Genomic DNA, 24,103 nt, shown 5'->3' on the forward strand with positions numbered 1-24,103 from the left:
ACCTGCAATAAAAAGCCCCGTTTCTCTGACGAGAGCGGGGCTTTTTTGTATGTAGGGGTTATTCACCCATCTGCGATTGCAGGTAGTTCTCCAGGCTGACCTTGTCTATCAGGCCCAACTGGGTTTCCAGCCAGTCGATATGCTCTTCCTGGTCTTCCAGGATGTCTTCCAGCAGCTCACGGCTGCCGAAATCGCCTTTGGTCTCACAGTGGGCAATCGCTGCCTTGATGTCGCTGTGGCTTTTGCGCTCAAAGCCCAGGTCACTGCCGATCATTTCCTGAGTGTGCTCGCCGATGTTCAGCTTGCCCAGGTCCTGCACGTTCGGCAGACCTTCCAGGAACAGGATGCGCTTGATCAGCGCGTCGGCGTCCTTCATGGCCTTGATCGATTCTTTGTATTCACGCTTGCCGAGCTTTTCCAGGCCCCAATCGTCGTACATGCGCGCATGCAGGAAGTACTGATTGATCGCGACCAGTTCATTGGCAAGGATTTTGTTGAGTTGCTGGATGACTGAGATGTCGCCTTTCATGACTGGGGTCCTGCCCTGTAATAGCTGTGTATAAGGGGGAGTCTGAGCGGTGAAAATCCCAGTGTCAAACCTAAGTTATTGAATAATAAATGAAAATTAATCGGAATAAGAATGTTTGTGTTCCGCGTCTTGGCGCTAACTAATTGAATTACAGGCATAAAAAAACCGGACACAAGGTCCGGCTCTTTAAAACATGCCTATCAGGCGTGTGTAAATTCTGTCGAGTAGGGGATCGCGGCCTGGGCTGTTTGCAGCTGCGTCAGGGTTTCCCGTACCACTTGCTTGGCGAGGCAGGCGCATTTGCCGCACTGGCTGGCAACGCCCGTGGTTTCACGCACTTCTTTGTAGCTGCAGCAACCTTCGTAGATCGCTTCGCGGATTTGTCCGTCGGTGACGCCAGTGCAGAGGCAGACATACATAAGTGAGAACCGTCGCGGGTTTATGGCTTAAGTGCGATGGATCTTAATGTTAACGAGAATGATTGTCAAAATAGTTTCAGCAGCAATCCGAGAGGAATTGCCCGTGCGCTGACGAACGGTTTTTTCGGTGTATGATGGTCGGTCTTCACGAAGCGTGATTGCGTCATATTTCTGTCTGCTTCCACAGGCAGACTCGACCGGTCCTTTTACTTCAATCGTCACCCCCTATATCAGGAGATATCCAATGAGCGTACTCGTCGGTAAACAAGCCCCGGATTTTGACGTTCCAGCCGTCCTCGGCAATGGCGAAATCGTAGACAGCTTCAAACTGTCTGAAGCCATCAAAGGCAAATACGGCCTGGTATTCTTCTACCCGCTGGACTTCACTTTCGTCTGCCCTTCGGAGCTGATCGCCCTGGACCACCGCATGGACGATTTCAAGGCGCGCAACGTAGAAGTGGTTGCCGTGTCCATCGACTCCCATTTCACCCACAACGCCTGGCGCAACACCGCCATCAACGACGGCGGCATCGGCAAAGTCAAATACACCATGGCTGCCGACATGAAGCACGACATCGCCAAGGCCTACGACGTTGAGTCTGAAGGCGGCGTCGCTTTCCGTGGCGCGTTCCTGATCGACGACAAGGGCGTCGTGCGTTCGCAGATCATCAACGACCTGCCGCTGGGCCGTAACATGGAAGAGCTGATCCGCCTGGTTGACGCCCTGCAATTCCACGAAGAGCACGGTGAAGTCTGCCCTGCCAACTGGAAAAAAGGCGACAAAGGCATGAACGCTTCGCCAGAAGGCGTTGCCGCTTACCTGACCGAGAACGCCGGCAAGCTGTAAGCCTGCGTCGAGGTACAAAAAAACCGGCCTGAAAAGGCCGGTTTTTTTATGGGAGGGGCGGTGCAGGCTCAGTCGTTGAAGTCTTCCCAGCCACCCATCTGTTTCCAGCGGTTGACGATGCCACAGAACAGGTCGGCGGTCTTTTCGGTATCGTAGCGGGCCGAGTGGGCTTCACGACCATCAAAGTCGATACCCGCTGCCTGGCAGGCTTTGGCCAGTACGGTCTGGCCATACGCCAGGCCTGCAAGGGTGGCAGTGTCGAAGCTTGAGAACGGGTGAAACGGGTTGCGCTTCATGTCCAGGCGCGCCACGGCGGCATTCAGGAAGCCCAAGTCGAAGCTGCTGTTATGGCCGACCAGGATCGCGCGTTTGCAGCCATTGGCCTTCAGCGCCTTGCGCACGCCACGGAAGATATCGGTCAGTGCTGCTTCTTCACTGACGGCCATGCGCAGCGGGTGGTCGAGCTTGATCCCGGTGAACTCCAGGGCCGCGGCTTCGATATTGGCGCCTTCGAACGGCTCGACACGGAAGAAGTGGGTGTGTTCCGGGAACACGAAACCCTGTTCGTCCATGCCGATGGTGGTTGCGGCGATTTCCAGCAGGGCGTCGGTGGCGCAGTTGAAGCCACCAGTTTCTACGTCGATGACAACCGGCAGATAACCGCGAAAACGCTCGGCCATCGGGTGGCGCGAGCCGCCGCCACTGTGCTCTTGTTCGTCATCGTAATGGTCTTCACTCACTTGCTTTCCTCCAGCAGGCGCCAGCGCAGTGTTTCACCGGCGCGCAGCGGGATAACGGTCAGCTCGCCAAACGGCAGGCTGGCGGGGGCGGTCCAATCTTCACGGACCAGGGTAATGCGGTCGGTATTCGTCGGCAGGCCGTAGAAACGCGGACCATTGAGGCTGGCAAAACCTTCGAGTTTGTCCAGGGCATTGCGCTGTTCGAATGCTTCGGCATACAGCTCGATGGCGGCAAACGCCGTGTAGCATCCGGCACAACCGCATGCGGCTTCCTTGGCGTGCTGGGCGTGGGGCGCCGAGTCGGTGCCCAGGAAGAACTTCGGGCTGCCGCTGGTGGCGGCATCCAGCAGTGCCACCTGGTGAGTGTTGCGCTTGAGGATCGGCAGGCAATAGAAGTGCGGCCGAATTCCGCCCACCAACATGTGGTTGCGGTTGTAGAGCAGGTGGTGAGCGGTGATGGTCGCGCCAACGTTAGCCGAAGCTTCGGTGACGAACTGCACGGCATCGGCGGTGGTGATGTGCTCGAACACTACCTTTAAAGTCGGGAACAACTCGACCACACGACGCATGTGTTCGTCGATAAAGATTTTCTCGCGATCGAACACGTCCACATCGCCACGGGTCACTTCCCCATGGATCAGCAACGGCATACCAACTTCGGCCATGGCTTCGATCGCCGGCAGGATCTTGTCGATACTGGTCACGCCGGAATCAGAGTTGGTGGTCGCGCCGGCCGGATAGAGCTTGGCTGCGTGTACGAAACCGCTAGCCTTGGCCTGGCGAATCTCTTCAGGCTGGGTGCGGTCGGTCAGGTAGAGCACCATCAACGGTTCAAAGCGGCTGCCGGCCGGTCGTGCAGCGAGAATACGCTGCCGATAGGCGTCGGCTTCTGCGGCATTGCGCACCGGAGGTACCAGGTTAGGCATGATGATGGCACGGCCAAACGTGCGCGCCACATCGGCCACGGTTTGGGGTAACGCAGCACCATCGCGAAGATGAATATGCCAGTCGTCGGGACGCAGCAGGGTCAGGCGGTCGGACATTGGGGATTCCAGGCGGGTCAATCTGGTGGGAATGCTACCGGAAAAGACTCTTGCAGGCACTCGCTATCAAGTTTTGCCGGATGCGACCGATATCCCCGGGTATGCCTTAACGATGTATGACGCTTTGAAGTGTTGTAGAAACCAGTGGAGCCTCCCGTGCGCCAGCATTATCTAGCCCTGCTCAGTGTGTTCGCCAGCCTGCCCGCTATGGCCCTCACGTTCCAGACACGTCTGGAGAATATTGAGTGGAAGGTAGAGGGCGACCAGTTCGAGTGCCGCCTGACGCAGCCGATCACCGACTTTGGTTCCGGGGAGTTCGTGCGCCGGGCCGGCGAGCAGGCGACGTTTCGCCTGAAAGCCTATAACGGTGCGTTTGGCGCAGGCTCGGCAACCTTGTTGGCCGCCGCTGCGCCCTGGCAGCCGGGCCGAGGCGATATCAACCTCGGGGCGGTACGTGTCGGCAGTGGCGACGTACTGTTCAATAGCTCCCAGGCCCAGGCCGGGCGCCTGTTCACTGGATTGCTTGAGGGGCGCAGCCCGACCGTACGGCATTACGCGCGCGAGGGCGGGTACTCGGAGGTGCGTCTGCTGCCGGTGAGGTTCAGCAAGGCTTACAGCGACTATCAGTCGTGCACTGCCAAGCTGTTGCCCATGAATTACGATCAGGTCAAGCAGACTGAAGTCGGATTCCCCGGTGGCGGCATTGAGCTGGACGCTGCCGCCAAGAAGAAGCTGTCTGTGATTCTTGCGTTCATGAAGGCCGACCCTACCGTCAATCATGTCGAGTTGAACGGCCACTCGGATAACAGTGGCAATCGCCTGACCAATCGCGACGTCTCGCGCCGCCGCGCCCTGGCGGTGATGGATTACTTCAAGGCCAATGGCATTCAGGAATCGCAGATCACCCTGCGTTTCCACGGCGAGAGCTACCCTCTGGCACCCAACACCAGTGCCGCCAACCGCGCCCGCAACCGCCGTGTGAATATCCAGCTTGAGCGGGTCGCTGCCCCCGAGAAACCGGCATCCCAAGCCACGGTACCGAGCAACCCGGCGGCTACCTCGTAGGTGCGACCATCGGTCGCCCACTCGACATAATCTGTCGCTTTATCTTCATTTGCTGTCGCGCCCCTGTAATTTCGCGGTTTTGATCGGTAGAATCGTTGCCTTTCCGTACAACCCCGTGGAGTGATGGCATGGCCGACGTAAACAAGGTCGTTCTCGCGTATTCCGGCGGCCTGGACACTTCGGTGATCCTCAAGTGGCTGCAGGATACTTATAACTGTGAGGTGGTGACCTTCACCGCTGACCTGGGTCAGGGCGAAGAGGTCGAACCTGCACGTGCCAAGGCGCAAGCCATGGGCGTGAAAGAGATCTACATTGACGACCTGCGCGAAGAGTTCGTCCGCGATTTCGTATTCCCGATGTTTCGCGCCAACACTGTCTACGAAGGTGAGTACCTGCTGGGTACCTCCATCGCACGTCCGCTGATCGCCAAACGTCTGATCGAGATCGCCAACGAAACCGGCGCTGATGCCATTTCCCACGGTGCCACTGGCAAGGGCAACGACCAGGTGCGTTTCGAACTGGGTGCCTATGCACTCAAGCCAGGGGTAAAAGTGATCGCCCCTTGGCGTGAATGGGACCTGCTCTCCCGTGAAAAGCTGATGGATTACGCTGAAAAGCACGCGATCCCGATCGAGCGTCATGGCAAGAAGAAGTCGCCGTACTCGATGGACGCCAACCTGCTGCACATCTCCTATGAGGGCGGCGTCCTGGAAGACACCTGGACCGAGCACGAAGAAGACATGTGGAAATGGACCGTCTCCCCGGAGAACGCTCCAGACAAGCCACAGTATCTGGAACTGACTTACCGCAACGGCGACATCGTCGCGTTGGACGGCGTTGAAATGTCTCCGGCCACCGTGCTGGCGACCCTCAACCGTATCGGTGGCCAGCATGGTATCGGCCGTCTCGACATCGTCGAGAACCGCTATGTGGGCATGAAGTCCCGCGGCTGCTATGAAACCCCGGGGGGCACCATCATGCTGCGTGCTCACCGTGCCATCGAATCCATCACCCTGGACCGTGAAGTCGCCCACCTTAAAGACGAGCTGATGCCCAAGTACGCCAGCCTGATCTACACCGGTTACTGGTGGAGCCCTGAGCGTCTGATGCTGCAACAGATGATCGACGCCTCCCAGGCCCACGTGAACGGCGTTGTGCGCCTGAAACTCTACAAGGGCAACGTGATCGTCACGGGTCGTAAATCCGATGAGTCGCTGTTCGACTCCAACATTGCGACCTTTGAAGAAGACGGTGGCGCCTACAACCAGGCGGATGCGGCGGGCTTCATCAAGCTGAACGCCCTGCGTATGCGGATTGCTGCCAACAAGGGCCGCTCGTTGTTCTGAGTGTTGCCTCGGTTGTGAAAAATGGCCCCTTATCCAAGGGGCCATTTTTTTTGCTTGTTTATTATTGGATGAACATAAATAGGACGCTGATGTTTATCCGCGTTTAGCGAGTGCTTGAGTGTGTTTTTTCTGAAACTTTGCCGGTTGTTTTACTTTTTTGCGTTTTGTTTTTAACGCTGAATGATTTTTTACATCTGTAGAGGAACTATGTCTGACAGAAAATTCACTCATATAACTGCAATTGCGAGGTTATTCGTTGAATCTTCTGTAGGAATTATGGAAATCTATAAATATGTTAAATGGAACTAATACAGACGGGCTTTCCTTGTCGTTCTGCGTGCAGCCAGGCTCCAGGCAAGGGGTATTTCCTGAAAGTCTTGTGCGGTGCGTTTACCTTCATAGGCTTATGCCAAGGACATTTCACTCAAAATATGTGCGCGTCGAGAAAAGTCTGAAAGCATCCATAAAGCCCTATACATCTAAGTTTGCGATTTTTTGTAGGCTAATTCCTATCTTCCTGTGGGTTGGGTCTCTCCCTGCCGTTGCTCGGGGTGGAATGCTATGCCAACTAGTAATCGACTAGGCTATTGTGTTTGCTCTAAATAATTCGAACAGCGAAATTGGACTTTCTCATGAATAAAGTGCTGATCGTGGATGATCATCCCGTCATTCGTCTTGCTGTGCGCATGCTAATGGAGCGTCATGGTTATGAGGTCGTTGCCGAGACCGATAACGGTGTCGATGCGTTGCAACTTGCACGGGAACACATGCCGGATATTGTGATACTGGATATCGGAATCCCCAAGCTCGACGGCCTGGAGGTGATTTGCCGGTTGGCTTCAACCAAGCAAGCCATATCGTTCAAGGTGCTGGTGCTGACATCCCAGGCCCCTGGCCATTTTTCCATGCGCTGCATGCAGGCAGGGGCGGCCGGCTATGTCTGCAAGCAGCAGGATCTTACCGAGTTGTTGAGCGCCATCAAGGCGGTGCTCTCCGGCTACAGCTACTTCCCGAACCAGGCGCTCAATTCAGTGCGTTCAACCATGGGCAACGCCAGCGAAGCTGAAATGGTTGAACGCTTGTCGGGGCGAGAGATGATGGTGCTGCAGCAACTGGCACGTGGCAAAACCAACAAGGAGATTGCCGACGGCATGTTCCTCAGTAACAAAACCGTCAGTACCTACAAGACTCGCCTGCTACTCAAGCTCAATGCCCGCTCCCTTGTGGACCTGATCGAGTTGGCCCAGCGCAACGGCTTGGTGTAGGAGGACGTTGCACCGCTCAAAACCCGTGTATCCGGCAGAAAAAAGCCTCCGTCAGGGAGGCTTCCGGTCGTTCACGCATCGATCACAGATCGAAGTCGTAATCGGCCAGCTGTTTTTGCAAGCGTCGCTCTTCCAGAAGATTGTCGATAGTGCGACGTTTGCTCAAGTTGGTCTTGGCTACCTCTACAGGTGTCTCTACCGCGTCCTCATCCGACTCAGCGAGGTCGTCTTCCACTTCCAGTTGTTCTTTGCCAGCGCTCATAAGATTAACTCCGGGCTAAGACTGCCATTGGGGCTCCTTATAGCGATAATCTGCGAACGGGTAAAAAAGATTTTTTCAATCGACTGATCAAAAAAATCAATGGTCGCTCAATCGTCGGACGTCTTGTCCTTGTATTCACACAGATCTTCGATGCGACAGCTGCCGCAGCGGGGCTTGCGAGCCTGGCAAACGTAGCGCCCATGCAGGATCAGCCAATGATGGGAGTCGAGCAAATACGGCTTGGGCACGAACTTCATCAGTTGCTTTTCCACCTCGACCACATTTTTGCCCCGCGCAATGCCGGTTCGGTTACTGACCCGGAAGATGTGCGTATCCACAGCCATGGTCAACTGCCGGAATGCGGTATTAAGTACCACGTTGGCCGTTTTGCGGCCCACCCCTGGCAAGGCTTCCAGGGCTTCGCGCGTTTTCGGGACTTCACCACCATGCAGCTCTACCAGCAGGCGGCACGTTTCGATCACATTCTTGGCCTTGCTGTTATACAGGCCGATGGTCTTGATGTACTCGGACAAACCTTCCACACCCAGGGCGTAAATCGCGGCCGGGGTATTGGCCACGGGATACAGCTTCGCCGTGGCCTTGTTGACACCGACGTCCGTGGATTGGGCTGACAGGATCACCGCAATCAGTAATTCGAAAGGGGAGGAGTAGGCCAGTTCGGTTTTCGGTTCCGGATTGTCTTCATGAAACCTGCGGAAGATTTCCAGGCGTTTTGCGGCATTCATAGGGGCGGACGTTTCCTTGCTGGCGGTCGACGTGATGTTAGCAATGCAAAGCGCAGGTTCAGGCGTCGGTGTTGGCCTCGGCATCCTGCAGCGTCTGCTCGGCGGCGTTCAACGCAGCGCTCAAGGCTGCCAGTTGCTGCTCGCCAGCCTGCTCGGCCTGGGCCTTTTTCAACTCGGCTCGGCGCATGGCCAGTTGGATCTTTGCACGCTTGAGGTCGGCGCTCTTGGGGGGCGTTGTCGGCGGCGCACTGTTGGCCTCCAGCGCGGCAAGCGCCTGTTCGCAAGCCTCGAACTGCCGTTGCAGCATAATCAATTGCGACTGTTGCTCAAAGGTCGGGGGATGCCCAAACGCCTTCAACGATTTGTGCAATTGAGCGCGACTCATGGTGACGCTGATTTTGGCCTGCTTGATCGCGGCGTCCTGAGCGGCCTGATGATTATTGACCTGTGTCGTTTCCACCGCAGCTGCGCGTTTGGCCCGTGTCAGGCGTTCGGCGAGCTTGCAGGCTTCCTCACGTTGCAGGCGGGCGTTGCGTTGTTCGAAACGCCGTCGCGCCCGATCACGTTTGAGGTCGCGTTCACGCCGCTCGTCATCGGTGCCTGCCAAGCCGCCCACGATAGGCAGTACGTCAGCGAGCGCACGCATCTCGATACAGTCGACGGGGCAGGGGGCGACACAGAGGTCGCAACCGGTGCACTCGTCGGTAATCACGGTGTGCATCAGCTTGGCGGCGCCCACAATGGCGTCCACCGGGCAAGCCTGGATGCATTTGGTACAACCGATGCATTCGGCCTCACGGATATAGGCAATCTGCGCGGGCGCTTCCCCGCGGCTGGTGTCCAGGTCCAGCACTGGCAGGTGCAGCAGTTGCGCAAGCCCGGCGATGGTTTCCTGCCCACCGGGCGGGCACTTGTTGATGGCCTCGCCCCTGGCGATGCCTTCTGCATAAGGCTTGCAGCCCGGGTGCCCGCACTTGCCGCATTGAGTCTGCGGCAGCAGCGCGTCGATACGTTGAATGAGGTTCATGCTGTGATCATAGCGTTGACGCCCGGCCCAGGGAGGTGGGCAAGCTGAAAAGCCCCGCCGTGGCAACAGCGGGGCATTTTGCAGGGATTACTTGATGCGTTGGCCCGGCTTGGCGCCGCTGTCGGGGCTCAGCAGGTAGATTTCTTCGCCGCCAGGGCCCGCCGCCATCACCATGCCTTCGGAAATGCCAAACTTCATTTTCCGTGGCTTGAGGTTGGCGATCATCATGGTCAGGCGCCCATCGAGCTTGGACGGGTCCGGGTAAGCGCTCTTGATCCCGGAGAACACGTTGCGCTGTTCGTCACCGATATCCAATGTCAGGCGCAGCAACTTGTCGGCGCCCTCCACGGCTTCGGCCTTGATAATCAGTGCTACGCGCAGGTCCACGGCGGCAAAGGCGTCGAAATCGATTTCCGGAGAAATCGGGTCCTTGGCCAGTTCGCCATTGCCCGCAGGCGCAGATTGGCCGGTATCGGTCTGGCTGGCGACCAGGTCTTCCTTCGAAGCATCGGTCATGGCCTGGACTTTCACCGGGTCAATGCGGGTCATCAAGGGCTTGAACGCGTTCAACTGATGATTACCGAGCAAGGTGGCGTGATCGTTCCAGGTCAGCGGCGCCACATTCAGGAACGCCTCGGCATCGGCGGCCAGCAATGGCAGCACCGGCTTGAGGAAGATCACCAACTGGCGGAACAGATTGACGCCGGTGGCGCAGATAGCCTGAACCTCAGCTTCCTTGCCTTCCTGCTTGTTCAGCGACCACGGGGCCTTGTCGGCGATCCAGGCGTTGGCACGGTCGGCCAGGCCCATGATTTCGCGCATGGCGCGGGCGAAGTCGCGGGCCTCATAGGCGTCGGCGATGCTTGGTGCGGCGGCCAGGAAGGCGTCGGTCAGTTCCGGTGCGGCGTTCTCGGCTACCAGTACACCGGCGTTGCCCTTGTGGATAAAACCGGCGCAACGGCTGGCGATGTTGACGACTTTACCCACCAGATCCGAGTTGACCTTCTGTACGAAGTCTTCCAGGTTCAGGTCCAGGTCGTCGACACCCCGGCCCAGCTTGGATGCGTAGTAGTAGCGCAGGTATTCAGGCGACAGGTGGTCCAGATAGGTGCGCGCCTTGATAAAGGTGCCACGGGACTTGGACATTTTCTGCCCGTTCACCGTCAGGTAGCCGTGCACGGCAATGCCGGTCGGCTTGCGGTAGCCCGAGCCTTCAAGCATCGCCGGCCAGAACAGCGCGTGGAAGTTGACGATGTCCTTGCCGATGAAGTGGTACAGCTCGGCAGTGGAGTCCTTGCCCCAGAACGCGTCGAAGTCCAGCTCCGGGGTGCGGTCGCACAGGTTCTTGAAGCTGGCCATGTAGCCGATCGGCGCGTCCAGCCATACATAGAAGTACTTGCCCGGCTCGCCCGGGATCTCGAAGCCGAAGTATGGCGCGTCGCGGGAGATGTCCCACTGCTGCAGGCCACTGTCGAGCCATTCGGAGAGTTTGTTGGCCACGGCGTCCTGCAAGGTACCGCTGCGCGTCCAGGTTTGCAGCATTTGCTGGAAATCCGGGAGCTTGAAGAAGAAGTGCTGCGAGTCCTTGAGCACCGGAGTGGCACCGGAGATCGCCGACTTGGGATCCTTCAGGTCGGTCGGTGCGTAGGTCGCGCCGCATTTTTCGCAGTTGTCGCCGTACTGGTCTTCGGTGCCGCATTTGGGGCAGGTGCCCTTGATGAAGCGGTCGGCCAGGAACATCTTCTTTTCCGGGTCGAAATACTGGGTCACCGAACGTTGGTCGATGTGCCCGGCTTCCTTCAACCGCAGGTAGATCTGGCTCGACAACTCGCGGTTTTCGTCGGAGTGGGTCGAATGGAAGTTGTCGAAGTCCACCAGGAACTCGGCAAAGTCGGCGCTGTGTTCAGCCTGCACGTTGGCGATCAGTTGTTCCGGGGTGATACCTTCCTTTTCGGCGCGCAACATGATGGCCGAACCGTGGGCGTCGTCCGCGCAGACATAAATGCATTGATTGCCGCGATGCTTCTGGAAGCGCACCCACATATCGGTCTGGATGTACTCAAGCATATGGCCAAGATGGATGGAACCATTGGCATAGGGCAGGGCGCTGGTGACGAGGATCTTGCGTGGCTCGGACATGGGGCTCGGCTACTTGATGAAACGGAGGTCGGCCACTATAAAGCGCCGGGAAATTTATTTCACCCCGTGACGCTGTTTCAGAATCTTCCGGAACCTCGAAAGCGTGCCGTTCAACCGCCGGAACGGTTAGGATAGCCGCCTGTTTCAGTCAGTCTTTTTTCGGGAGTAGCCCATGAGCGCCGTCAATCGCGCAGCGGTGGAAGCCGTTCTTCGCCAGTACACCGACCCTTATTTGAACCAGGACCCGGTCAGTGCCGGTTGTGTGCGCAGCATCGAGGTCCAGGGCGACCAGGTGTCGGTACAGATGCAACTGGGCTATGCCGCAGGCTTGTTCAAACGCGGCTGGGCGCAGATGCTCCAAATGGCCATTGAGGGCATCGACGGCGTGGGTTCGGCCAAGGTCGATATCCAATGCGTGATCGCCCCGCACAAGGCCCAGGCGCAGATCCCGGGCCTGGCCAACGTCAAGAACGTGGTGGCGGTGGCCTCCGGCAAGGGTGGCGTGGGCAAATCCACCACCGCGGCCAACCTGGCCCTGGCCCTGGCCCGCGAAGGCGCGCGGGTGGGGATTCTCGACGCCGATATCTACGGCCCAAGCCAAGGCGTGATGTTCGGCATCGCCGAAGGCACGCGGCCGAAGGTCAAGGATCAGAAATGGTTTGTACCCATCGAATCGCTCGGTGTGGAAGTGATGTCCATGGCCTTTCTTACCGATGACAACACGCCGATGGTCTGGCGCGGGCCGATGGTTTCCGGGGCGTTGCTGCAATTGGTCACACAGACCGCCTGGGGCGACCTCGATTACCTGGTGATCGACATGCCGCCAGGCACCGGCGACATCCAACTGACCCTGGCGCAAAAAGTGCCGGTGGCCGGTGCGGTGATCGTCACCACGCCTCAGGACCTCGCGCTGCTGGACGCCAGGAAGGGCGTCGAGATGTTCCGCAAGGTCAATATCCCGGTGCTCGGCGTCGTGGAAAACATGGCGGTGCACATCTGCTCCAACTGTGGTCATGCCGAGCATCTGTTCGGTGAAGGTGGGGGCGAAAAGCTCGCGACCCAATACGGTGTCGAGCTGCTCGCTTCGTTGCCGCTGGCGATGGGCATTCGTGAACAGGCAGATGGTGGCAAACCAACCGTGGCGTCCGAACCGGACGGGCAGGTCGCGATGATTTACCAGGAACTGGCCCGGCATGTCGGCGCGAGAATTGTCTTGCAGGAAGCTGCTGCGCCGGCGATGCCGACCATTACTGTCAGTGACGACTGATGCCTTTCAACAGTAAGCGGTGGGGGCAATGAGGCTTATTGCCCTTTTCCGCAATTGTGCGTGTAAGCATTTGCTTACCTTTGCGTAAGCGATCGGTTTTTTTATCATGCATGGACGTCTCGATTTTTTTGAGACTTTTTTCATCTCATTGAAAAACAAGACTTATTTATCTGTGTTTAGGTGTCAGAGCGTGCCAGTCGATCGAACCGGGTCGCGTTGAACTTATCTTCGAACCCTCTAACATCAGCCCTGTGTCCACGGATTGACACAGCCATCAAGGAACGATGGTTTGAAGGAACGTCGCAGGATGCGATTCATCAGGATGATGAAAAGGAATACAGGGACTAGGGAAAAAATGTGGGCGGGTCATACCGCCCCTTTTTTCGCCTGTAGAAAAGTAAAAACGCTCCCATCAGAAACGCAAAAAGGCCCGCAAGGGGCCTTTTGGGGGCGGCGACGCTATCAGCGTTCGAGGTCTGCAATCTTACCTTTTTTGCCATCCCACTCCGCTGCATCGGGCATCGGGTCTTTGCGCTCGGTGATATTCGGCCAGATTTCCGCCAACTCGACGTTCAGCTGAATAAACTCCTGCATCTCCGCAGGCACTTCGTCCTCGGAGAAAATCGCGACGGCCGGGCATTCTGGTTCACACAGGGCGCAGTCGATGCACTCATCCGGGTGAATAACCAGGAAGTTCGGGCCTTCGTAGAAGCAGTCCACCGGACACACTTCTACGCAGTCGGTGTACTTGCACTTGATGCAGTTGTCGGTGACGACGAAGGTCATTTCTAATTTTCTCCTCAGGCGGCGGCAGCGAAACCCCTTGTGGTGGGGTTCGCGAGGTTTGAGAGCGATAGTCTGCGGACCAGGCTAAAAGCCCGCAGCATCCCAAACCGCGCGAGATTCTATCAGCTTGCAAGCGTCTGCGTTATATCCGAGTCTTCAGTGCATATAACATTTCGAGCGCTTTACGCGGCGTCAAGTCATCCAGATCAAGCTTTGCCAACTCATCCAGCACCGGATGGGGCAGGCTGGCGAACATATCGCTCTGGTGCGGCGCGGCGGGTTTCTTGCTGGCCTTGGCAGGGCTGGCGACCACGGTTTCATGGGGCAGGGCTGTGGTTTCCAGGCGGCTGAGGTGTTCGCGGGCGCGAGTAATCACGTCATTCGGCACGCCGGCCAACTGTGCTACGGCCAAGCCATAGCTCTGGCTCGCCGGCCCTGGCAGCACATGGTGCAGGAACACGATGCGCTCATTGTGCTCGGTGGCATTGAGATGCACGTTGGCCACCAGTGGCTCGCTTTCCGGCAACACCGTGAGTTCGAAGTAGTGCGTGGCAAACAGTGTATAAGCGCGCAAATGCGCCAGGCGTTCGGCCGCCGCCCAAGCCAGGGACAGGCCGTCGAAGGTGCTGGTGCCGCGACCCACTTCGTCCATCAGCACGAGACTGCGCTCGGTAGCGTTGTGCAGGATGTTGGCGGTCTCGCTCATTTCCACCATAAAGGTCGAACGGCCACCCGCAAGGTCATCACTGGAGCCGATCCGCGTGAAGATGCGGTCCACCAGGGACAGCTCGCAACTGGCCGCCGGCACAAAGCTGCCGATATGGGCCAACAACACGATCAACGCGGTCTGGCGCATATAGGTGGATTTACCACCCATGTTCGGACCGGTGATCACCAACATGCGGGTATCGTCGTCCAGCGACAGGTCGTTGGCGACGAACGGCGTGGTCAATACCTGCTCCACCACCGGGTGGCGACCTTGCACAATGCGCATGCATGGCTCGCTGACAAACCGTGGGCAGTTCAGGTCAAGGTTCAGCGCTCGTTCGGCGAGGTTGCTCAGTACATCCAGCTCCGCCAGGGCGGCCGCAGTGTCCTGCAATGGCGCCAAACGGCTGATCAAATCCTCGAGCAAGGCTTCGTAAAGCATCTTTTCCCGGGCCAGGGCGCGGCTTTTGGCTGACAGCGCCTTGTCTTCGAACTCCTTGAGCTCTGGGGTGATAAAACGCTCGGCACCCTTGAGCGTCTGGCGGCGTTGATAATCGATAGGCGCCGACTCCGCTTGCTTGCTCGGCAACTCAATAAAGTAGCCATGCACGCGGTTGTAGCCCACCTTCAGGTTAGCCAGACCGGTGCGGGCTTTTTCGCGGGCTTCCAGGTCGATCAGGAACTGGCCGGCGTTTTCGCTCAGGGACTGCAGCTCATCCAGCTCGCTGTCGTAGCCGGTTTTCAACACGCCGCCATCACGGATGATCGCGGGCGGGTTGTCGATGATGGCTTTTTCCAGCAGCGCCGCGAGGTCCGGGTAAGTGCCGGCAGTCACCGCCAGCTGTTGCAAGTGAGGCGTATCCAACTCAGTCATTGCCAGTTGCAACTGCGGCAGGGCGCTCAAGGCATCACGAAGGCGCGCCAGGTCGCGGGGTCGTGCATTGCGCAGGCCGATCCGCGCCAGGATACGCTCGATATCACCGATTTCTTTGAGTTGCGGCTGCAGCTTTTCAAAGCGATAGCCATCGAGCAGGCAGGTAATAGAGGTTTGACGCGCTTGCAGCACGGTCAAGTCCCGCAGCGGACGGTTCAGCCAACGGGTCAGCAAGCGACTGCCCATCGCGGTCTGGCAGCGGTCGACCACCGATTGCAGGGTGTTATCGCGCCCGCCGGCCAGGTTGGTATCCAATTCCAGGTTGCGACGGCTGGCGCCATCGAGCACCACGGTATCGTCCAGGCGTTCATGACGCAGGCTGCGCAAGTGGGGCAGGGCGGTGCGCTGGGTTTCCTTCGCGTAGCTGAGCAGGCAGCCAGCAGCGCCGATGGCCAGGGTCAGCGTTTCACAGCCAAAACCTTTAAGGTCTTGCACCGAAAACTGCTGGCACAGACTTTTCAGCGCCGAATCACGCTCGAAATCCCACGGTGCACGCCGCTTGGTCCCACGACGTTTCTCCGCCGGCAAGTCCTTGGGCCAATCATCCGGGATCAACAACTCCACCGGGTTGATACGCTCCAGCTCCGCCAGCAGGTTCTCCCAGCCCTTGATCTCCAGCACGCTGAAGTTGCCGCTGGTGATATCCAGCACCGACAGGCCGAACAGACGCTCATCGCCCAACACCGCAGCGATCAGGTTATCGCGACGCTCATCCAGCAACGCTTCATCACTCACCGTACCCGGCGTAATAATGCGCACCACTTGACGTTCCACCGGCCCTTTACTGGTAGCCGGGTCGCCGATCTGTTCACAGATCACCACCGACTCGCCCAGCTTCACCAGCTTGACCAGGTAGCCTTCCAACGAGTGATAAGGAATCCCACACATCGGAATCGACTGCCCCGCCGACTGGCCGCGCGCGGTCAGGGTAATGTCCAGCAGCTTGGCGGCCTTCTTCGCGTCTTCGTAGAAGATCTCGTAGAAATCGCCCATGCGATAGAACATCAACTGATCAGGGTGCTGGTTTTTCAGGCGCCAGTACTGCTGCATCATCGGGGTGTGGGAGGACAGGTCTGAAGTGTTTTTACTCATTGGGTAGTAGGCAAATTCGTTGAAAGTGATGGGGCAAAGGGGGCGCTTGGCCCAGCATTTTTTGCGATGGCGGCAAGGTTAACACGCGAGGTCGGCCCTTCGCAGGTCGCAAACGGCCAGGTAAAACGCGAAAGCGGCGTCGCCTCAAGAAGCTCCCTCGCCACAGGTTAGCGGTTTAATCAGGCATTGCAGCAGCGTTAAACAATCCGGTCAGTGCCTGGAAGATGATGAGCTGACTTTTCATATCTCAATGCAGGATGCAGATCGTGAAGACGACCAAGCTATTTGGATCTACGCCCACTGGCCGGAAACAACCCTCTGATCACCCCAAGAAACGCCGCAAACAAGTTGATTGAAGTCGCCGTAGTGATGGCAATCAATACATTGTCCGAGAACGGCGCTTTACCCGAGTAATACGTCGACCAGCCATTCCACACCAGCAGGACCGCCCAGAAGATCACGCCGCAGGCAGCAAACCAAAACGCACGCCCCGCATACTTCTTGCGCAGTTGCCGCTCGGCTTTCTGGTCTTTGAGGTTCTGGCTTCTTTCATCGTCGGTGCCTATGGCTTGCTCGCCACCGGCCTGGGAGTCCTGGTCAGGCCCTGCCACGGGGGGCAGGGTGAGTTCCAGGTTGTCGAGTTCTTCACTCACGGATGCGGCTCTTTGGGTGAATGAGTGCTGCCATGTCTTCCCAGTCTATGGCGGAGCCGTCGGCGCCCTTGAGGGCCCAGGCTGTGCCATCCTCGTGGGACAGGTTGGACAGTTGGGTGCCGGACCATTTGCCGTATTTGTTAATGATCCGGTCAATCAAACGATGGGTATAGGTATCGCTCTCCGGAACCCTCGGTGTAACGAAGACAATGTCTTCGGCGTCGGGCTTCAGGTTGCTGAGCAGTGAGGTCACCGGGCGATTACCGTAGGATTTCAGCTCATGGTAAAGCGACGGAATGACCGGGCCATATTGCCAGCGGGCGAAGTGGTCATCCATCAGGGGCTGGTCTCGCTCGCGCAAATGCCAGGACTGTGTATAGAACAGCAGTTTCTGCAGCTTCATCGGGGTCAGGCCCGAAACCTTGCCTTCCTTCGCGCGTTCAATGAAGGCGTTAGCAACAGCTAGCGCTGAATAAGCCATGAGCACCTCCGTCGTTGCTGGCTAGGTGATTGACGAGTTTTATACATAGCCCCTGAATTGTCGATAAGCAAGGGAGGCTGTTCATTTGCCGCGTCTTACCTCAGGCGCTCGGAATAATAGTGAGTATTTAACTGTCTGGATATACAGTATTTTGTTTCAGGCTAAACACAATTGGATGTTTAATGCATAAATATGCAAATTAGCATTTGCCAACCTTAAAAACTCCCGTCACTATCCGCGTTATGCAAAAACGCAATGTTTCTATCGTCTTAAGAGAGCTGCTGGATCGCGACCGGATCTCCCCCACGGAGCTTCATCGGCGCACCGGCGTGCCTCAATCCACACTGTCCCGGATCCTCAGCGGCAAGATCGTTGATCCGTCGGATAAACACATCTCCCGTATCGCCGAGTATTTTCGCGTGAGCACCGACCAACTGCGCGGGCGCGCTGCGGTGGGAGCCTTGCGCGATGACGGGCGCGACCCGATGCATTCGGAACTCAAGGACATAAGCCTGTGGGACGACGACACCCCCGTCAATGATGACGAGGTGTCGATCCCCTTTCTGCGCGAGGTTGAATTGGCTGCTGGATCAGGAAGATTCGTCATCGAGGAAAGCGAGAAGGCCAGCCTGCGGTTCGGCAAGCGCAGTCTGCGGCATAACGGCGTGCAGTTCGACCAGGCCAAGTGCGTGACGGTACGCGGCAACAGCATGTTGCCGGTGCTGCGCGACGGCGCCACGGTTGGCGTTAACGCCGGTAAAAGCGGCATTGGCGATATCGTCGATGGTGATCTGTATGCCATCAATCACAACGGCCAGCTGCGAGTTAAACAGCTCTACCGCCTGCCTTCCGGGATTCGCCTGCGCAGTTTCAACCGTGATGAGCATCCGGATGAGGACTACAGCTTCCAGGATATACAGGATGAGCAGATCAGCATCCTCGGTCATGTTTTCTGGTGGGGCATGTACGCCCGCTAACCCCCTCGCGTAAGACGAAACCCGCCCATGAGCGGGTTTTTTTTCGCCCCGAAAAAACCGGCAAACCCCATGCTGGCAAGGCCTTAAATGCATTTGTGCATTTCCATAGCAAAAATAAATGCATTGATGCATTGACTGTATATGCATACATGCATATTCTCCATCTCAAGCCAGCCAACAAGGCCTGGTGGAGGTGGCAAGGATGCTGCCAAGGAAGACAAGGAAGGCACGCAACATCGGCAAGGACGCCATCGAAGCGATGGCAGGGATGCCAGGCAATACCGGCAAGGATGCCGACGCTCTTTAGTTTCAACGCTTCAAAAACAGGCAGCGATGAACCGGCCTTGACGGTTCAGAGGGTTGGCAACTGACCCGGGTGTGCAGCGTAAAGCACCAGAAGCAGTTATCCGGCAGACAGGGATCGTGGTCGGAAAAACATCGAGGAAAGGACCGTACCGCGCCAGTAGCGCCGAAAGTCCGAGGACAGCATTACTGAAAAGCCCGGGCAACCGGGCTTTTTGGAATGCCTACCTATCGAAGCATCTGTAAATGAAATATGGATTATTAAATGCTCAGCCAGGAGGCGTGACATGACAAATGAACAGCAAGCGTTAGCGGAAATGCCTATCTGGCTGGTCATCGTATTGGCCGTGATCGGCGGCGTATCCGGCGAGATGTGGCGGGCCGATAAGGAAGGGGCTCGCGGTTGGTCGCTGATCCGCCGCCTGGCCCTGCGTTCCGGGGCGTGCATGGTCTGTGGGGTTTCGGCTCTGATGCTGTGCTACGCAGCGGGGATGTCGATCTGGACCGCCGGCGCCATTGGTTGCCTGACCGCCATGGCCGGTGCCGACGTGGCTATCGGCCTTTATGAGCGGTGGGCGGCCAAGCGCATCGGGATCAACCAAGGCTCCCGCCAGGACCCGCAGTAATCGTTGCAAGGACGCTACATAAAATGACGCTTATCGAAAAGCCATCCCAGCTGCCCCAGGCCGTGGGCGCTGCGCTGCATGCAGCCTTCCCGGACCTCAAGGTCGGCAGTCATCAGGACTTCCAGGGCGACACTGAAAAAACCGGTGTGCAGGTCACAGTCGAAGGCAATGGCCCGGGCATTCGCTCTCGCGAAGGGCGCAAGGCTCACGTGCTGAGCATTTCACTCAGGGCCATGGTCGCCCCCGGGGCATTGCCGTTCGATGCCTGCGACCTGGCCAGCCAACTCATGGACCTTGTGCTGGATAACCGTTGGGACCTGCCCCAGGCACAGTGCGATTTGCCCGCAAATATCGTCGCCGCTCCGGCTGTGCGCAGCACCCTTGACGCGGACTACGACACCTGGACGGTTTCCTTCACTCAAACCCTCTATCTGGGGCCGCCGTTACTTGAAGATCCTACAGGCCAGCCGCTGTTTGCCTGCACCTGGGACGTCTCCAACATCGACGACCCAGCCCAATACAAACCACTGGCGGAGTAGGCCATGTTCGACGCGCTGTTACGCATGCAATTGGGACCGATCGTCGAACGCCTGGCAGAGATGGAGACCCAACTCGAAGACCTTTACCGCCGCGCTGAAAGCTTCTGCCGGATTGGCATTTGCCAGCAGGTCGATGCGGCCAGCAACACCTGCAAGGTCAGCCACGGTGATTTGCTGACCCCGGCGATCCGCTTTTTCAACCCCAGCGCCGGTGCGCAAACGGAAACCCGCATCCCCACGGTGGGCGAGCAATGCCTGTTGCTTAACTACGGTGGCGGGGAGGGCGGCGTGCAGTCAGTGGCGCTGTTCGGCCTCAACAGTGATCGCTTTCCGCCGGTCTCCAGCGTCGCGACGCTGACCAGGCGTCGCCATCAAGACGGCACCCAAAGCGACTACGACGACGCCAGCCATACCTTCAACTGGGTCAACGGCCCAACCATCGTCAGCGGCTCCCGTGAACAGGTCGACATTAAAGTCGGCGCTGCCAGCCTGACCATGAATGCCCAGAGCATCACTTTGCAAATCGGCGGCACCAGCCTGTTGCTGGATGCTGGCGGCGCGCACTTCAGCGGCCCGGTAGTGGACCATCAAGGACGCGTCATCAGCCCCCGATAAGGACATCCCATGCTCGGAATCGAGAGGAACACCGGGGCAGCCGTCGATGACTGGCTGCAATTTGTGCAGCGCGCCACCCGAGCGCTGACCACCCCCGTGGGCACCCGGCAAAAGCGTCCGTTGTATGGCTCGCTGATCCCGCAGTTGCTCGGGCAAAACCTCGGCGACGACCTGCTGATTCTCGCCCAGAGCCACGCCGCCCAGGCGTTCTACAACACCCATAACGGCATCAGCGATTTTGACCCCCAGGTCATCGTCGCCACTCGCCAAGGTGCCGGCCTGTTGCTGCGGTTTGCCGGCACCTGGAAAAACCGCCAACAATCCTTCGAGGTCGTGACATGAGTATGTTGATCCCCGGCCAGAACCAACTGGCGGAACCGACCATCATCAAGGTGGATGAGTTCGAACCGTTGCTGGCCGAGTTCAAGATGTTTGTCATCGACTACGTCGCCACCCGCGCGCCGCAAAGCGCGGCCAAACTCAAGGCCAGCCTCGACAACGAAAGCGAACTGCTGACCCTGGCCCTGGAAGCGTTTTGCGTGCGTCTGCAAACCCACGAGCGCAAATACAACGCCCGCATCAAGCAGATGCTGGCGTGGTGGGCTACCGGCAGCAACCTGGATGCGCGCCTGGCCGATATGGGCCTGGAACGCCAAGTGCTCGACCCTGGCGACCCGGCGGCGTTCCCGCCCGTGCCGCCCACCCTGGAAAGCGACGACGACGCTCGCCTGCGTTACTACCTGGCCCCCCACGCCCCGGCTGCGGGCTCGCGGATGCAGTATCGCCGCGAAGTGTTCACCCTTGGCGAGCGCCCGGCGGTGAAAGTGCAAAGCGCGACGCCGGGAGTGGTGAGCGTCATCTACACCTTCGATCCGGATGGTTATGCGGCCCAGGTCAAGGACGGCAACGCTCGACGCACCGCACCGGGCGAAGTCATGGTCACTGTGCTTTCCCGCGAGGGCGACGGCACGCCGTCTGCGGACTTGCTTGACGGTGTACGTCGACATTTCGCACGGCCGGATGTAAGGCCGGAAACCGATCTTGTCAGCGTCCAGGGCGCTCAAATTCAACCCTACAAAATTCGCGTGGTGGCCAAGATCAACGCCGGCCCGGACTCGGGGCTGACCCAAGTGGCGGCGCAGAAACTGCTGCAAGACTACGCAGAGTCCTGCCATCGGCTGGAAGGGCGGGTCGACCCCAGCTGGATCGACTACGCCATCCACAGCGCCGGTGCTACGCAACTGCAGATCCTGGAACCGCTGGCGCCGATTGTCAGCACCGCGTTCCAGGCCCCGTATTGCACGGGTGTCGAGGTGGAGGTGCGCACGCTATGAGTGAACCCAACGCGAGTCTGTTGCCGGCCAACAGTTCACCGCTGGAAAAGGCCCTGGACCTGGGCTTCGGCACATTGCTTGAGCGCGTCACGCCGCCGTTTCCAGCGCTGATGAACCCACTTCAAACCCCCAGCGAATTCCTCCCGTACCTGGCCGCCGACCGCGGCGTCAGCGAATGGGATGCCGAAGCCAGCGAGGCGGAAAAGCGCCTGACCGTGGCCTTGTCCTGGCAAATCCAGCGCCAGGCCGGTACGCCCAAGGCGCTGAGTCATGCGGTGGAGTCATTGGGCTTCACTCCCAACATCAGCGCCTGGTATCAGCAGCGCCCCTTGGGTGTGCCTTACACCTTCGACGTACAGGCGATCATCGGGCGCAGTTGGTCCAGCGGCGATCACAACCGGCTGATCCGGCGTATCAATGCGGCCAAGAGTGAGCGCGATCAGGCGACGATCACCATCGTGCATGAAACCGAAGGTCAGCTTGCATTCACGCAAGTGCTCGACGCCCCTTTAAGCGACGGCGAGTTTTATCTAAACGGCGCGTTGCCGGAATTGGCGCTGGTTGCTCGGCTTAACAGTGCCGGGGTTGCCCAGCACTACACCATTAACGACTACGACCTCAGGGCGCAGCCATGACAGATGAAATCACGCGCCTGGTGCGCTTCACTTCCAAAGGTTTGGATGAAGTGCTGCAGGCAAAGAACCAGGGCCTCAAAGGCGAAATTACCCACATCGGCGCCGGCACCAGCCGCTACAACCCCGACGGCACGGAAGTGGCCTTGCGTGACGAGCGCCAACGGGTGGCCATCGTCGATTACGAAGACCTGGGCGAGCGCCAACTCAGGATGGCCGCGCTGTTTGATGGCGACGGCGAGTATGAGATTGGCGAGTTCGGTTTTTACCTCGCAAGCGGGACTTTGCTGGCGGTGTATTCCGTGGCGGGGAAGTTGCTGACATATAAAGCAGCGGCGGCTCGGGTGCTGCAGAAGTTTACGTTGGATGTTTCGCCGTTGCCGACGGATAGCGTGACGATTGTGGTGGGTAGCGAAAGCCTTAATTTATTTTTTACGGAAGAGTTGGCGGCTGTTGCCGCTGCTAATGTGAATAATATGGGGCGACATTTAGGTATGTTGTTTCGAGTGATGGCACTGGAACACAACGTTTAATGCGTGTCCGTGAGGGATGTTTACGTGACTCCCTTGGCATTTGAAATTAGAGGTTAAGTATGGGTATTGAGCAGAAAATTGGTGACTTGGTCACCGCCGCAGATAATCTGACAACTGCGGTTAATGGAAAGATTTCTCAAATAGATAGCCGTATGGACATTGCACGGGCAGAGTTTGATGATTTCCGCAGCAAAAAAGATATGGTTGGGCTGGTCGGTGCCGCAGGTTCGGTTCAGCTAAACGTCTTCCAAGGTGGCGTATGGGGTACTGGTGGCCCTCAGAATACTGGGGCGTCAGGTGGTTTTTCCGTCGTTGATCTAGGAACTTCAGCTGAAGTGTACATGCACTTTAAATTGCCAGTTAACATTAATACTCACGATCAGATGTTCTGGTTTAATATTCGTGGCTATAGCTATGGCAGTGCAAGTATCGTGGATGAGACTGTCGTGGGTTATTGCTACTCACCACAGCGTGCGGTCTTGAATAAATCTGTATTCGGGAATATGTCTCCGGGAATTTATACGGATGCGAGTGGTAATGTGATTATGCGGTTGAAATTTCCAAGTATTTATGTGACTACGATTCGTATTGATACTATGCAAGTCGGTATTGGCGGCTTGTTCGCCGTTGGAAGCATTAAGTCGAAATTGTCGCTTACTGATAAGGTGGAATTTTAAGTGAATGAGATAGTTGAATCGGAGTCTCAGTATAAACCTAATCCTGAGTCTATTGCTCTTGCCGAATGGGCCTCTATTCGCACTCGTCGTCAACAGTTGCTGGCTGTTACAGATGTAATGCAGTCCTTAGATAGTTCCCTCACTGACGCGCAACGTAGTGAGCTTGCACTTTATCGACAGGCAGTGCGTGAGGTTCCACAAGACACGGGCGACCCCTACAAGGTTGAATGGCCAGAGTTGCCTACCTTCCTGAAATAACCCACCGCGAAAGCGGTTTTTTTTCGCCTCCCCAAAGCCCCTCCTCGCAGGGGCTTTGCCGTTCTACACCCGGAGAATTCCACATATGTCTGATCGCCAAACCTACACCGTCCTTATCCCATTCCCCATCGGCAACGGCCATTGGTCCACCGCTGGCGAAGAACTGGAACTGCTGGACGTCGAAGCATCCGCCTTGCGCACCGCTGGCCGCCTGGAACTGACCAGCGTCCTCAACTCCACCCCCAAGAAGGCTGAATAAT

General features: G+C 57.7%; 28 protein-coding genes. 16 read left to right on the forward strand and 12 right to left on the reverse strand.

All coding sequences use genetic code 11. The features are described from left to right. Positions 1 to 58: 58 nt before the first annotated feature. Both bfr and FW800_RS26425 read right to left on the reverse strand, forming a co-directional pair. Positions 59 to 529, reverse strand: coding sequence for a bacterioferritin (bfr, locus tag FW800_RS26420; protein ID WP_005785266.1), 471 nt, complete (start codon positions 527 to 529; stop codon positions 59 to 61). A gap of 200 nt (positions 530 to 729) precedes the next feature. After that, positions 730 to 948: a bacterioferritin-associated ferredoxin gene (locus FW800_RS26425; protein WP_005785268.1), complete on the reverse strand. Its 219-nt coding sequence runs from the start codon at positions 946 to 948 to the stop codon at positions 730 to 732. Positions 949 to 1,192: 244 nt separating this feature from the next. Here FW800_RS26425 and FW800_RS26430 point away from each other — a divergent pair, with 244 nt between their 5' ends. Further along, positions 1,193 to 1,795, forward strand: coding sequence for a peroxiredoxin (locus FW800_RS26430; protein ID WP_003172097.1), 603 nt, complete (start codon positions 1,193 to 1,195; stop codon positions 1,793 to 1,795). Positions 1,796 to 1,863: 68 nt separating this feature from the next. Here FW800_RS26430 and rnt read toward each other — a convergent pair whose 3' ends face one another. Together rnt and pyrC are read right to left on the reverse strand one after the other, a co-directional pair. Next, a complete protein-coding gene (gene rnt / locus FW800_RS26435; RefSeq protein WP_005785271.1) occupies positions 1,864 to 2,535 on the reverse strand; it encodes a ribonuclease T in 672 nt (223 codons plus the stop codon). Next, on the reverse strand, positions 2,532 to 3,578 hold the full coding sequence (gene pyrC / locus FW800_RS26440; protein ID WP_223017644.1) for a dihydroorotase: 1,047 nt from the start codon (positions 3,576 to 3,578) through the stop codon (positions 2,532 to 2,534). Before pyrC ends, rnt begins: the two co-directional genes overlap by 4 nt. Positions 3,579 to 3,734: 156 nt before the next feature. Between pyrC and FW800_RS26445 the strand changes: the two genes are divergently transcribed. From FW800_RS26445 to FW800_RS26455, 3 genes are all read left to right on the forward strand, one after another. Next, entirely contained in the window at positions 3,735 to 4,643 is a 909-nt protein-coding gene (locus FW800_RS26445; RefSeq protein WP_446438809.1) for a flagellar protein MotY, read from the forward strand. A 128-nt stretch (positions 4,644 to 4,771) separates the two neighbouring features. Next, positions 4,772 to 5,989: an argininosuccinate synthase gene (locus FW800_RS26450; RefSeq protein WP_005785276.1), complete on the forward strand. Its 1,218-nt coding sequence runs from the start codon at positions 4,772 to 4,774 to the stop codon at positions 5,987 to 5,989. 632 nt (positions 5,990 to 6,621) lie between these two features. Beyond that, complete coding sequence (locus FW800_RS26455; RefSeq protein WP_005785278.1) at positions 6,622 to 7,254, forward strand: response regulator transcription factor; 633 nt, start codon at positions 6,622 to 6,624, stop codon at positions 7,252 to 7,254. 82 nt (positions 7,255 to 7,336) lie between these two features. On the opposite strand, the gene FW800_RS26460 is transcribed toward FW800_RS26455, so the two are convergent. The 4 genes from FW800_RS26460 to metG form a co-directional block, all read right to left on the reverse strand. After that, the gene (locus FW800_RS26460) at positions 7,337 to 7,516 is read right to left on the reverse strand and encodes a PA3496 family putative envelope integrity protein (protein ID WP_005785279.1); all 180 of its coding nucleotides are present in this window, start codon (positions 7,514 to 7,516) and stop codon (positions 7,337 to 7,339) included. 107 nt (positions 7,517 to 7,623) lie between these two features. After that, positions 7,624 to 8,262 (reverse strand): endonuclease III, encoded by a 639-nt coding sequence (gene nth, locus FW800_RS26465; protein ID WP_032877527.1) that lies wholly within the window; start codon positions 8,260 to 8,262, stop codon positions 7,624 to 7,626. Between the two features lie 58 nt (positions 8,263 to 8,320). Further along, entirely contained in the window at positions 8,321 to 9,289 is a 969-nt protein-coding gene (rsxB, locus tag FW800_RS26470; RefSeq protein WP_032877526.1) for an electron transport complex subunit RsxB, read from the reverse strand. A gap of 87 nt (positions 9,290 to 9,376) precedes the next feature. Beyond that, on the reverse strand, positions 9,377 to 11,428 hold the full coding sequence (metG, locus tag FW800_RS26475; RefSeq protein ID WP_078820415.1) for a methionine--tRNA ligase: 2,052 nt from the start codon (positions 11,426 to 11,428) through the stop codon (positions 9,377 to 9,379). 172 nt (positions 11,429 to 11,600) lie between these two features. On the opposite strand from metG, the gene apbC reads away from it, so the two are divergent. Continuing rightward, the gene (gene apbC, locus FW800_RS26480) at positions 11,601 to 12,695 is read left to right on the forward strand and encodes an iron-sulfur cluster carrier protein ApbC (protein ID WP_032877523.1); all 1,095 of its coding nucleotides are present in this window, start codon (positions 11,601 to 11,603) and stop codon (positions 12,693 to 12,695) included. 462 nt (positions 12,696 to 13,157) lie between these two features. On the opposite strand, the gene fdxA is transcribed toward apbC, so the two are convergent. The 4 genes from fdxA to FW800_RS26500 form a co-directional block, all read right to left on the reverse strand. Continuing rightward, a complete protein-coding gene (gene fdxA / locus FW800_RS26485) occupies positions 13,158 to 13,481 on the reverse strand; it encodes a ferredoxin FdxA (protein WP_003208688.1) in 324 nt (107 codons plus the stop codon). A 142-nt stretch (positions 13,482 to 13,623) separates the two neighbouring features. Then, complete coding sequence (mutS, locus tag FW800_RS26490) at positions 13,624 to 16,215, reverse strand: DNA mismatch repair protein MutS (protein WP_032877521.1); 2,592 nt, start codon at positions 16,213 to 16,215, stop codon at positions 13,624 to 13,626. Positions 16,216 to 16,496: 281 nt separating this feature from the next. After that, positions 16,497 to 16,868, reverse strand: coding sequence for a hypothetical protein (locus FW800_RS26495; protein ID WP_032877520.1), 372 nt, complete (start codon positions 16,866 to 16,868; stop codon positions 16,497 to 16,499). Beyond that, positions 16,861 to 17,349: a Panacea domain-containing protein gene (locus FW800_RS26500; RefSeq protein ID WP_032877518.1), complete on the reverse strand. Its 489-nt coding sequence runs from the start codon at positions 17,347 to 17,349 to the stop codon at positions 16,861 to 16,863. Before FW800_RS26500 ends, FW800_RS26495 begins: the two co-directional genes overlap by 8 nt. 233 nt (positions 17,350 to 17,582) lie before the next feature. On the opposite strand from FW800_RS26500, the gene FW800_RS26505 reads away from it, so the two are divergent. The 11 genes from FW800_RS26505 to FW800_RS26555 all read left to right on the forward strand — a co-directional run bounded on the left by FW800_RS26505 (position 17,583) and on the right by FW800_RS26555 (position 24,102). Continuing rightward, positions 17,583 to 18,326 (forward strand): LexA family transcriptional regulator, encoded by a 744-nt coding sequence (locus FW800_RS26505; protein ID WP_177327421.1) that lies wholly within the window; start codon positions 17,583 to 17,585, stop codon positions 18,324 to 18,326. Positions 18,327 to 18,916: 590 nt separating this feature from the next. Further along, positions 18,917 to 19,255: a phage holin family protein gene (locus tag FW800_RS26510; RefSeq protein WP_005785384.1), complete on the forward strand. Its 339-nt coding sequence runs from the start codon at positions 18,917 to 18,919 to the stop codon at positions 19,253 to 19,255. A gap of 23 nt (positions 19,256 to 19,278) precedes the next feature. Then, complete coding sequence (locus tag FW800_RS26515; RefSeq protein ID WP_078820417.1) at positions 19,279 to 19,794, forward strand: hypothetical protein; 516 nt, start codon at positions 19,279 to 19,281, stop codon at positions 19,792 to 19,794. A 3-nt stretch (positions 19,795 to 19,797) separates the two neighbouring features. Then, a complete protein-coding gene (locus FW800_RS26520; RefSeq protein WP_216090816.1) occupies positions 19,798 to 20,409 on the forward strand; it encodes a phage baseplate assembly protein V in 612 nt (203 codons plus the stop codon). A 9-nt stretch (positions 20,410 to 20,418) separates the two neighbouring features. Continuing rightward, positions 20,419 to 20,751, forward strand: a complete 333-nt coding sequence (locus FW800_RS26525) for a phage baseplate protein (protein WP_005785388.1) — start codon at positions 20,419 to 20,421, stop codon at positions 20,749 to 20,751. Further along, positions 20,748 to 21,743: a baseplate J/gp47 family protein gene (locus FW800_RS26530; RefSeq protein WP_446438810.1), complete on the forward strand. Its 996-nt coding sequence runs from the start codon at positions 20,748 to 20,750 to the stop codon at positions 21,741 to 21,743. The genes FW800_RS26525 and FW800_RS26530 overlap by 4 nt, the downstream gene beginning before the upstream one ends. Then, a complete protein-coding gene (locus tag FW800_RS26535) occupies positions 21,740 to 22,378 on the forward strand; it encodes a phage tail protein I (protein WP_103733416.1) in 639 nt (212 codons plus the stop codon). Before FW800_RS26530 ends, FW800_RS26535 begins: the two co-directional genes overlap by 4 nt. After that, the gene (locus FW800_RS26540) at positions 22,375 to 22,908 is read left to right on the forward strand and encodes a hypothetical protein (RefSeq protein ID WP_446438811.1); all 534 of its coding nucleotides are present in this window, start codon (positions 22,375 to 22,377) and stop codon (positions 22,906 to 22,908) included. Before FW800_RS26535 ends, FW800_RS26540 begins: the two co-directional genes overlap by 4 nt. Before the next feature lie 59 nt (positions 22,909 to 22,967). Further along, positions 22,968 to 23,585, forward strand: a complete 618-nt coding sequence (locus FW800_RS26545; protein ID WP_078820423.1) for a hypothetical protein — start codon at positions 22,968 to 22,970, stop codon at positions 23,583 to 23,585. Beyond that, entirely contained in the window at positions 23,586 to 23,843 is a 258-nt protein-coding gene (locus FW800_RS26550) for a phage tail assembly chaperone (RefSeq protein WP_078820424.1), read from the forward strand. A gap of 85 nt (positions 23,844 to 23,928) precedes the next feature. Further along, on the forward strand, positions 23,929 to 24,102 hold the full coding sequence (locus FW800_RS26555; RefSeq protein WP_164484409.1) for a hypothetical protein: 174 nt from the start codon (positions 23,929 to 23,931) through the stop codon (positions 24,100 to 24,102). Position 24,103 lies beyond the last annotated feature (1 nt).

This window comes from Pseudomonas sp. 910_23 (assembly GCF_052850795.1).

What these genes read in the sequence shown, in the direction of transcription:
- bfr (WP_005785266.1), bottom strand. Translation starts at nt 529, where the DNA reads ATGAAAGGCGACATCTCAGTCATCCAGCAACTCAACAAAATCCTTGCC.
- FW800_RS26425 (WP_005785268.1), bottom strand. Translation starts at nt 948, where the DNA reads ATGTATGTCTGCCTCTGCACTGGCGTCACCGACGGACAAATCCGCGAA.
- FW800_RS26430 (WP_003172097.1), top strand. Translation starts at nt 1,193, where the DNA reads ATGAGCGTACTCGTCGGTAAACAAGCCCCGGATTTTGACGTTCCAGCC.
- pyrC (WP_223017644.1), bottom strand. Translation starts at nt 3,578, where the DNA reads ATGTCCGACCGCCTGACCCTGCTGCGTCCCGACGACTGGCATATTCAT.
- FW800_RS26450 (WP_005785276.1), top strand. Translation starts at nt 4,772, where the DNA reads ATGGCCGACGTAAACAAGGTCGTTCTCGCGTATTCCGGCGGCCTGGAC.
- FW800_RS26455 (WP_005785278.1), top strand. Translation starts at nt 6,622, where the DNA reads ATGAATAAAGTGCTGATCGTGGATGATCATCCCGTCATTCGTCTTGCT.
- FW800_RS26460 (WP_005785279.1), bottom strand. Translation starts at nt 7,516, where the DNA reads ATGAGCGCTGGCAAAGAACAACTGGAAGTGGAAGACGACCTCGCTGAG.
- nth (WP_032877527.1), bottom strand. Translation starts at nt 8,262, where the DNA reads ATGAATGCCGCAAAACGCCTGGAAATCTTCCGCAGGTTTCATGAAGAC.
- rsxB (WP_032877526.1), bottom strand. Translation starts at nt 9,289, where the DNA reads ATGAACCTCATTCAACGTATCGACGCGCTGCTGCCGCAGACTCAATGC.
- metG (WP_078820415.1), bottom strand. Translation starts at nt 11,428, where the DNA reads ATGTCCGAGCCACGCAAGATCCTCGTCACCAGCGCCCTGCCCTATGCC.
- apbC (WP_032877523.1), top strand. Translation starts at nt 11,601, where the DNA reads ATGAGCGCCGTCAATCGCGCAGCGGTGGAAGCCGTTCTTCGCCAGTAC.
- fdxA (WP_003208688.1), bottom strand. Translation starts at nt 13,481, where the DNA reads ATGACCTTCGTCGTCACCGACAACTGCATCAAGTGCAAGTACACCGAC.
- mutS (WP_032877521.1), bottom strand. Translation starts at nt 16,215, where the DNA reads ATGAGTAAAAACACTTCAGACCTGTCCTCCCACACCCCGATGATGCAG.
- FW800_RS26500 (WP_032877518.1), bottom strand. Translation starts at nt 17,349, where the DNA reads ATGGCTTATTCAGCGCTAGCTGTTGCTAACGCCTTCATTGAACGCGCG.
- FW800_RS26510 (WP_005785384.1), top strand. Translation starts at nt 18,917, where the DNA reads ATGACAAATGAACAGCAAGCGTTAGCGGAAATGCCTATCTGGCTGGTC.
- FW800_RS26515 (WP_078820417.1), top strand. Translation starts at nt 19,279, where the DNA reads ATGACGCTTATCGAAAAGCCATCCCAGCTGCCCCAGGCCGTGGGCGCT.
- FW800_RS26520 (WP_216090816.1), top strand. Translation starts at nt 19,798, where the DNA reads ATGTTCGACGCGCTGTTACGCATGCAATTGGGACCGATCGTCGAACGC.
- FW800_RS26525 (WP_005785388.1), top strand. Translation starts at nt 20,419, where the DNA reads ATGCTCGGAATCGAGAGGAACACCGGGGCAGCCGTCGATGACTGGCTG.
- FW800_RS26530 (WP_446438810.1), top strand. Translation starts at nt 20,748, where the DNA reads ATGAGTATGTTGATCCCCGGCCAGAACCAACTGGCGGAACCGACCATC.
- FW800_RS26535 (WP_103733416.1), top strand. Translation starts at nt 21,740, where the DNA reads ATGAGTGAACCCAACGCGAGTCTGTTGCCGGCCAACAGTTCACCGCTG.
- FW800_RS26540 (WP_446438811.1), top strand. Translation starts at nt 22,375, where the DNA reads ATGACAGATGAAATCACGCGCCTGGTGCGCTTCACTTCCAAAGGTTTG.
- FW800_RS26545 (WP_078820423.1), top strand. Translation starts at nt 22,968, where the DNA reads ATGGGTATTGAGCAGAAAATTGGTGACTTGGTCACCGCCGCAGATAAT.
- FW800_RS26555 (WP_164484409.1), top strand. Translation starts at nt 23,929, where the DNA reads ATGTCTGATCGCCAAACCTACACCGTCCTTATCCCATTCCCCATCGGC.